Annotated in this window: 6 protein-coding genes; 2 read left to right on the forward strand and 4 right to left on the reverse strand. The window is 31.8% G+C overall.

The annotated features are described in order from the left end of the window. From ACTG3S_RS02660 to trhO, 4 genes are all read right to left on the reverse strand, one after another. A partial coding sequence (locus ACTG3S_RS02660) for a transglycosylase domain-containing protein (RefSeq protein ID WP_439127830.1) occupies nucleotides 1–1,907 on the reverse strand: 1,907 nt, incomplete at its 3' end. A gap of 51 nt (nucleotides 1,908–1,958) precedes the next feature. Further along, nucleotides 1,959–2,462: a gliding motility lipoprotein GldH gene (locus ACTG3S_RS02665; protein WP_439127831.1), complete on the reverse strand. Its 504-nt coding sequence runs from the start codon at nucleotides 2,460–2,462 to the stop codon at nucleotides 1,959–1,961. Next, nucleotides 2,440–3,804 carry a PSP1 domain-containing protein gene (locus tag ACTG3S_RS02670; protein WP_439127832.1) on the reverse strand — a complete coding sequence of 455 codons (1,365 nt, stop codon included), beginning with the start codon at nucleotides 3,802–3,804 and terminating at the stop codon, nucleotides 2,440–2,442. The genes ACTG3S_RS02665 and ACTG3S_RS02670 overlap by 23 nt, the downstream gene beginning before the upstream one ends. A 313-nt stretch (nucleotides 3,805–4,117) precedes the next feature. Then, nucleotides 4,118–5,149, reverse strand: coding sequence for an oxygen-dependent tRNA uridine(34) hydroxylase TrhO (gene trhO, locus ACTG3S_RS02675; RefSeq protein ID WP_439127833.1), 1,032 nt, complete (start codon nucleotides 5,147–5,149; stop codon nucleotides 4,118–4,120). Between the two features lie 249 nt (nucleotides 5,150–5,398). On the opposite strand from trhO, the gene pflB reads away from it, so the two are divergent. Then, a complete protein-coding gene (gene pflB / locus ACTG3S_RS02680) occupies nucleotides 5,399–7,654 on the forward strand; it encodes a formate C-acetyltransferase (protein WP_439127834.1) in 2,256 nt (751 codons plus the stop codon). 155 nt (nucleotides 7,655–7,809) lie between these two features. Continuing rightward, nucleotides 7,810–8,532, forward strand: a complete 723-nt coding sequence (gene pflA / locus ACTG3S_RS02685) for a pyruvate formate-lyase-activating protein (protein ID WP_439127835.1) — start codon at nucleotides 7,810–7,812, stop codon at nucleotides 8,530–8,532. The last annotated feature ends 21 nt before the right edge of the window (nucleotides 8,533–8,553 follow it).

An 8,553-nucleotide genomic window follows, 5' to 3' on the forward strand; every position in this document is an offset into this window, starting at 1 on the left:
GTAGAACGCAATCTAACCCCAGAACCAGACTGTGTAACTCCTTTTAATAAATCTATAATTACATAAGCAGATTCCTCACTTAAAACCTCTTGTGTTTTTGGTGTAAATTCTTCTAAAACTGTTCCGTTTTTATCTTCTATTCTGGTAATTATCATTGGGCTTACACGCAAACCACTATTGGCAAATGTAGAATAGGCACTCACCATTTCTAATAAAGATAAATCTACTGCACCTAAAGCGATAGATGGGTTTGCAGGCACATCACTTTCTATACCAGCTGCCTTTGCTAAACGCACTACATTTGCTGGAGAAACCATGTCTATTAATCTTGCAGACATCGTATTCACAGAACCTGCTAAACCTTCTTTTAAGGTAAGCATGCCTCCATATTTTTCTGTAGAATTTTTAGGCATCCATTCTTCTGGAATACCGTATTTTCCTTTTGGTATGGTGTAAGGTACATTTGGAAACTGATCGCAAGGAGACATTTTTAGTTGATTGATGGCTGTTGCATACACAAAGGGTTTAAAAGTAGAACCTACTTGTCTTTTTTGTTGCTCTACAGCATCGAACTTAAAATGTTTGTAATTTACGCCACCAACCCATGCTTTTATATGGCCTGTTTGTGGTTCTATGGATAATAATCCTGAACGTAAAAAGTATTTATAATATTTTATAGAATCGTTTGGAGACATTATGGTATCTAAATCTCCTTTGTAAGAAAACACACGCATTTCTGTTTTCTTATTAAATACTTGGTCTATGTATTTTTTAGATTTTCCTGCGTTTTTTAAACGTTTGTACCTGTCTGAATTTCTTTTTGCTCTTTCTAAAATACCTTTTATTTGACTTTTTTCGATATCGTAAAAAGGCGCTGTTCTATTTTTCTTTTGATCTTTAAAAAAGAAACTTTGCAAATTTGCCATATGTTCATTTACAGCTTCCTCTGCGTATTGTTGCATTCTAGAATCTAAAGTTACGTATATTTTTAAACCATCTCTAAAAATATCGTATTCTTCTCCATTTGGTTTTGGATGACTTTTAACCCATTTACGCATTACTTTTTGTAGATGCCCTCTAAAGTAAGTAGCGTAACCATCACTATGACTTTCTGGAGTAAAATTAATTTTTAATGGTAGTTTTTGTAAAGAATCTTTTTCTTTTTTTGACAAAAATTCATTCTTGTGCATTTGTGCAAAAACCACGTTTCTTCTTATCAATGATTTCCCCTTAGAAATTTCTCTATTTGGATTGAATTGTCTCGGGTTTTTTAACATCCCCACTAAAATGGCAGCTTCTTGCACATCTAAATCTTTGGCTTCTTTACCAAAGTAAATTCTTGCAGCAGAACGTATACCAGATGCATTAAATAAAAAGCCTTGCGTATTTAAATACATGGCAATAATTTCTTGTTTTGTGTATTGGCGTTCTAATTTGATAGCTACAATCCATTCTTTTGATTTTTGCAATACTCTTTTAAAAATATTACTAGAAGCTCTTTTTGTAAATAAATTTTTAGCTAATTGCTGAGTAATAGTACTTGCACCACCACTACCAGGTTTTAAAACAGCTCTTACTGTACCTCTAAAATCGATTCCAGAATGTTCATAAAAACGTTCGTCTTCTGTAGCTACTAAAGCATTGACCAAATTTGTTGGCAACTCTTTAAAATGTATGGGTGTTCTGTTTTCTGTTGCATATTTACCAATGGTTTTGCCATCTATAGAAATTACTTCTGTTGCTAAATTAGTTTGTGGATTTTCTAATTCCTCAAAAGTTGGTAAAGCTCCAAAACCACCAACAGAGGCAATAAAAAAGAGTAATAATATGATACCAAAACCGCCTAAAATAATTCCCCAGAACCATTTTACATATTTTTTATAGCTTGTTTTTTCTTTTTTTGTCATGATAAAAAATTGTTCTCAACCATGTTGAGCTTTTATAAATTTGTGTGTTGTTTATTTGTCTATTTTCTCGATACTAAACCCCACATCTTGTATGCCTTCTAAATTATTTAAGGGTTCTACTTCTCCGTTTTTTCTCATAGCTTGAGAGATCTCTATGCTATAACTTCCCGATTTAGGAAAAATTTTACGCTCTTTATAAAATAGTTTATTTTCTTTAATTTCAGAAAAACCGTTACCTAAATAAGCCCCAGTTTCATCTGCCATTTTATATTGCAAAGTATCTACCACTTTTGTGCTATCTGGAAATTTTAAAGCCGTTATTAAGTATAAATTACTAAACTCGTAAGCACTATTGTTGCGTATGTTTATAAATAAGTTTTTAGGCGCTAGTGTATCTGTAATATTAAAATTAAAACTTATTTTATCTGATGTTTGCCAAGAACTATTTTTTATGGTTTTGTATTGGCTAAATTCCATCTTATCATTACAAGACACACAAAAAGTACCTACTAATAAAAGCATCCATAAAGTCTTATTTTTCTGAATCGTTTCCATTTTTTGGATTGTTATTTGTACGATTTCTGTTGTTTCTTCTAGGTTTGTTTGTTTTTTTTGCTTCGCCTTTAGGCTTATTGGTATTGTTTTGTTTTCTAGGGTTTGGCTTATTTTTATTTTGTTGTTTTGCCTGTGGTTTTCTTTTGGTATTTGTTTTTGATGCTGCATTTGATGCAACAGCGTCCAGAGGTTTTTTCTTCTTTCGGTTTCTGTTATTTCTTCGACGCTTACTTGTTTTTGGAGCATCAAAACGTGTTAAACTATCTTGCCCAACTGCATCTTCAAAATCTACTTTTTCTGGTAAAACAACATCAGATTCGTATTCTTCTAAGGTTGCAGATTTTTCGTTATTTTTATTCAGTTCTATAATTTCTAAAACTTGTTCTAAAGTTAATCGAAACCACTTAAAACGCTCTTCTTTATAAGTATACCAAAGGTGATTTTTAAAAATATCCATCTTTACAAAAACAGCTTCTCCTTTTTCTGTTTTTAAAACCAGATCTTGTTTTGGAAAACTTTTTAATGCGTCTAAATACGTATCCAATTCAAAATTTAAACAGCATTTTAATTTACCACATTGCCCTGCTAATTTTAAAGGATTTAAAGACAATTGCTGATAACGTGCTGCAGAGGTAGTTACTTTTCTAAAATCTGTTAACCACGTAGAGCAACACAACTCTCTACCACAAGAACCTACACCTCCTAAACGTGCTGCTTCTTGTCTTGCACCCACTTGTTTCATTTCTACACGGATGGAAAATGCACTTGCCAAATCTCTAATTAATTGTCTAAAATCTACTCTAGCTTCTGCTGTATAATAAAAAGTGGCTTTGTTACCATCTCCTTGATATTCTACATCAGATAGTTTCATTTGCAAACCCAAACGTCCTAAAATTTCTCTTCCTCTACGTTGTGTTTCTTCTTCTTTGGCTCTTGCTTGTTGCCAAACATCAATATCTCTTTGGCTTGCTTTTCTGTAGATTTTCTTTACATCTTCATGATCTTCGGTAATTTTGCGTTTTTTCATTTGCACTTTTACCAATTCTCCTGCCAAAGAAACGGTACCAATATCATGCCCAGGATTACCTTCTACAGCTACAATATCGCCCATAGTTATGGGTAAATTATCTACATTTTTATAAAAATGTTTTCTCCCGTTTTTAAAGCGAATCTCAAAAATATTAAAACGTTCTTGTCCACTTGGTAAGGTCATATTAGACAACCAATCGAAAACGGCTAGTTTATTACTACCACTTCCACAAGTTCCTGTGCCACAATTACCATTACTTTTACATCCTCTTGGTACGCCATTTTCTGTTGTACCACAACTACCACATGCCATGTAATTTTATATTTTTAGAAAAGCTCAACGCTTTTTTCTGTTCATAATTTTGATTATCAGATTGATACAAAAACACAATCTTATCTTCACTAATCTGTAAATATACACATTCTTAAAGAATCATAAAATAGCTAAATAAGAGTTCTTAGAATTATTTTATGCTATTAAATCATAAAACAAATGTAGTTTTGTGATTAAAATAATTAGCATGCTATTTAGAATTAGTATGTATTTATTTAGTATGTGTAAAAAGAGTTTTTTATACAAAAAAAGACCTCAAAATTGAGGTCTCTTATTTTAATAAATTAGAAAACTACTTTTTAAACTTCAAAACTTCACTTCTACCCTTTTTAAAGATTTTATTGCTATTTCCCTTTCCTTTTCTGAGTTCTTTTTGCTCCTCAAAAGACAAATGAATAATTTCTTGGCAATCTGTAGAACAGGTATTTTCCATTTTCTCTGAACATGCATCACATTGTATAAATAACAAATGGCAAGCTTCATTAGCGCAATTGGTATGCGTGTCACAAGGTTGTCCACATTGATGACAGTTGGCAATAACATCATCGGAAATCTTTTCTGCTCTTCTGTGGTCAAAGACAAAGTTTTTACCAATAAATTTATTTTCAATCCCTTCTGTATTTACTTGACGTGTATATTCTATAATACCGCCTTCTAACTGAAATACATTTTTAAAACCCTTGTGTTTGTAGTAAGCAGATGCTTTTTCGCAACGAATACCACCAGTACAGTACATCAGTAAATTTTTATCTTCTTTGTTGTCTTTTAAATCTTCTTCTATAATGTCTAAAGAGTCTCTAAAGGTATCTACATCTGGAGTTACAGCACCTTCAAAATGACCAATTTCACTCTCATAATGGTTGCGCATATCTACACAAACCGTATCAGGATTTGCCAACATTTCATTAAATTCTTTCGCATTTAAATGCACACCTTTATTGGTTACATCAAAAGTATCGTCGTTCAAACCATCAGCAACAATCTTATGTCTCACTTTTACCTTCAACTTTAAAAACGACTTGTTATCTTGCTCAATGGCAATGTTTAAACGAATATCCTTTAAAAAAGCAATGTTGTCTAATTGTTTTTTTAGCGCAAGCATATTTTCTGAGGGCACAGATAATTGTGCATTAATGCCTTCGTAAGAAACATAAATTCTACCTAGAACATCTAATGCGTTCCATTCTAAGAATAATTTATCTCTAAATAATTGTGGGTTTTCTATCTTGTGATATTGATAAAAAGAAATTGTAAGACGGTCTTTACCAGCCTCATCTATTAATGCAGCGCGTTCTTTTGCGCTTAACTTATTGTACAGTTGCATGCTATACTTGTTTTAAGCTGAACTAGATTCAGGTTGTTATTAATAAAATTTTTTGCAAATGTAATTAAATATTATCAAGCTAAATCAACTTCTAAAAAAGTTTTAACTCCTTAATTATCAGTTTAAAAATTACTACAACGTTTTCTTAAATAATTTTAAAACCTAACTTTTATCATGTTTTAAGATTTGTTTCAATATTAAATTTGAAGAGTAAAACAAGAATACATAAAAAACTTAAAATATATTATTATGGAAACTCAAGAACTAGTCTTAGAAAAACCAAAAGTCAAAGGCTTTAAAAAAGGTATTTGGAACACAACAATTAATGTGAGAGATTTTATATTAAAAAATATTGTGTCTTATTATGGTGATGACACTTTTTTAGTAGGGCCAAGTAACAAAACACAAAAACTTTGGGATGTTTGTAAAGAAGCCACCAAAATAGAACGTAACAGAGGTGGTGTACATTCTGTAGATACAGATACCATTTCTGGTATTGCCAATTTTAAAGCAGGTTACATAGATAAAGAAAATGAAGTTATTGTTGGTTTACAAACAGACGCTTTGTTAAAAAGAGCCATGAAACCTTTTGGAGGCTACAAAGTAGTGCAAAAAGCATTGAAAGAACAAGGTTTAGAACCAAGTGAAGACATAAATACATTATTTACCAAATATGTAAAAACGCATAATGATGGTGTTTTTTCTGCCTATAATGCAGAAATTAAAAAGTTCCGTTCTTTAGGATTTTTAACAGGTTTACCAGACAATTATGCGCGTGGTAGAATTATTGGAGATTACAGACGTGTAGCTTTATATGGTGTTGATAAATTAATTGAAGTTAAAAAACAGGATTTAGCCAATATTGAGGGGCCAATGACAGACGCTGTAATTCGTTTAAGAGAAGAAGTTGCAGAACAAATTAAAGCCTTAAAGGATATGATTGTAATGGGTAACCATTATAATTTAGAATTAAATAGACCTGCAGAAAATGCACAAGAAGCTGTACAATGGACATACATGGCATATTTAGCTGCTGTAAAAGAACAAGATGGTGCTGCCATGTCTTTGGGTAACGTTTCCACTTTTTTAGATATTTTTATTGAAAAAGATTTAGAAAATGGTATCATAACAGAAGTTGAAGCACAAGAATATATAGATCAATTTGTGATGAAACTAAGAATGGTACGTCATTTACGTATGGCTGCTTATGATGAGATTTTTGCAGGTGACCCAACTTGGGTTACAGAAGCAATAGGTGGTCTTTTAAATGATGGTCGTTCTAAAGTTACCAAAACTGCTTTCCGTTTTTTACATACTTTATACAATTTAGGTCCATCACCAGAACCAAATATTACAGTATTATGGTCTCCATTATTACCACAAAACTTTAAAAAATTCTGTGCAAAAGTTGCTATAGATACTTCTTCTATACAATTTGAAAATGATGATTTAATGCGTGAGTTTAGAGGTTCTGACGACTACGGAATTGCATGTTGTGTTTCTTACCAAGAAATTGGAAAACAAATTCAGTTTTTTGGCGCAAGAACCAACTTAGCTAAAACTTTATTATTAGCAATCAACGGTGGTAAATGTGAAATTACAGGAACCCAAATGGTAGATGGAATTGAACCTTGTAACTGTGAGGTGCTAGATTTTGATAAAGTGATGAAAAACTTTAAAATCGCCATGACAGAAGTAGCACGTGTTTATAATGATGCTATGAACATCATTCACTACATGCACGATAAGTATTACTACGAAAAAGCACAAATGGCACTCATAGATACCAATCCGCAAATTAATATTGCTTATGGTATTGCTGGTTTATCTATTGTAGCAGATTCTTTATCTGCTATAAAATACGCAAAAGTAAAACCAATTAGAAACGAAGAAGGTTTAACTGTAGATTTTAAAATTGAAGGCGATTTTCCAAAATTTGGAAATGATGATGACAAAGTAGACGTTTTTGCACACAATGCTGTAGAAGATTTTAACAATGAATTAAAAAAATTAAAAGTGTATAAAAATGCAGACTCAACTATGTCCGTTTTAACCATTACATCAAACGTAGTTTATGGTAAAAAAACAGGGGCAACACCAGATGGTAGACCTTTAGGCGTTGCTTTTGCACCTGGTGCAAACCCAATGCATGGTAGAGATACTAATGGTGCAATTGCATCTTTAAACTCTGTAGCAAAAATAGATTATAAAGATTCTCAAGATGGTATTTCCAATACTTTTTCTATTGTACCAAAATCTTTAGGAGCTACAGAAGAAGACAGAATAGACAATTTAGCAGCAACTTTAACTGGTTATTTTGAGCATGGTGCACAACACCTTAATGTAAATGTTTTAGATAAAGAAACTCTCTTAGATGCTATGGAGCATCCAGAAAATCACCCCCAATTAACCATAAGAGTTTCTGGATATGCTGTTAATTTTATCAAATTAACCAAAGAACAACAAATGGAAGTTATTTCGCGTTCATTCCACGAATCTATGTAGTATTTTATGTATTTATTCAGAGGATTCAAAAAATAAAATTTACTCGTTTTAGAGTTTGCTTTTTAAAGAAAAGCTCCAAAAAGTATTTTTTTGAATCCTCTTTTTTTTCTCAATTAAAATTTTTCGTTATCAAAATAAAAGAAAACATATTAAATGTGCATTCTATAGAGTCTTTTGGCACACATGATGGTCCAGGAATTCGATTAGTAATTTTTTTACAAGGCTGTAAATTAAAATGCCAGTATTGTCATAATCCAGATACTATAGACACACATGGAGGAGAAGAATATGAGGTAGAAGACTTGGTGCAAAAAGCCATTCAAATGAAATCTTATTTTGGTGAGGAAGGAGGTGTTACTGTTTCTGGTGGAGAACCTGTTTTACAAGCAACCAATTTAATTCCATTCTTTAAACGCTTAAAAGAAGAAGGTATTCATACCAATTTAGATACCAATGGTCGTGTTTTAAATCATCCTGTAATTGAATTATTAGATCAATATACAGATTTAATCATGTTAGATATCAAACACATGAAAGAGGAAGGTTTCCAGCAAATAACAGGCAAACAAAACAAAGAAACTACATTCAATTTTGCCAAACATAGAGAGGCATCAGGTAAAAAAATGTGGTTGCGTTATGTGTTAATTCCAGAAATTACAAATACACCTAAATTATTACATCAACTAGGTAATTATTTTAAAGATTATAAAACCATAGAACAAATAGAGTTACAGCCCTATCATAAATTAGGTATCCATAAATGGGATGCTTTGGGTTGGGAGTATCAATTAAAAGATGCTAGAGAAAACACACAACAAGAGTTGGATGCAGCAGCTAACATATTGAGTAACTACTTTAAAAAAGTAAAAATTAACTAAAGAATTTTATGATGAATTCAC

Origin of the sequence: Polaribacter sp. (genome assembly GCF_965656025.1) — a bacterium.
Classification (GTDB): domain Bacteria; phylum Bacteroidota; class Bacteroidia; order Flavobacteriales; family Flavobacteriaceae; genus Polaribacter.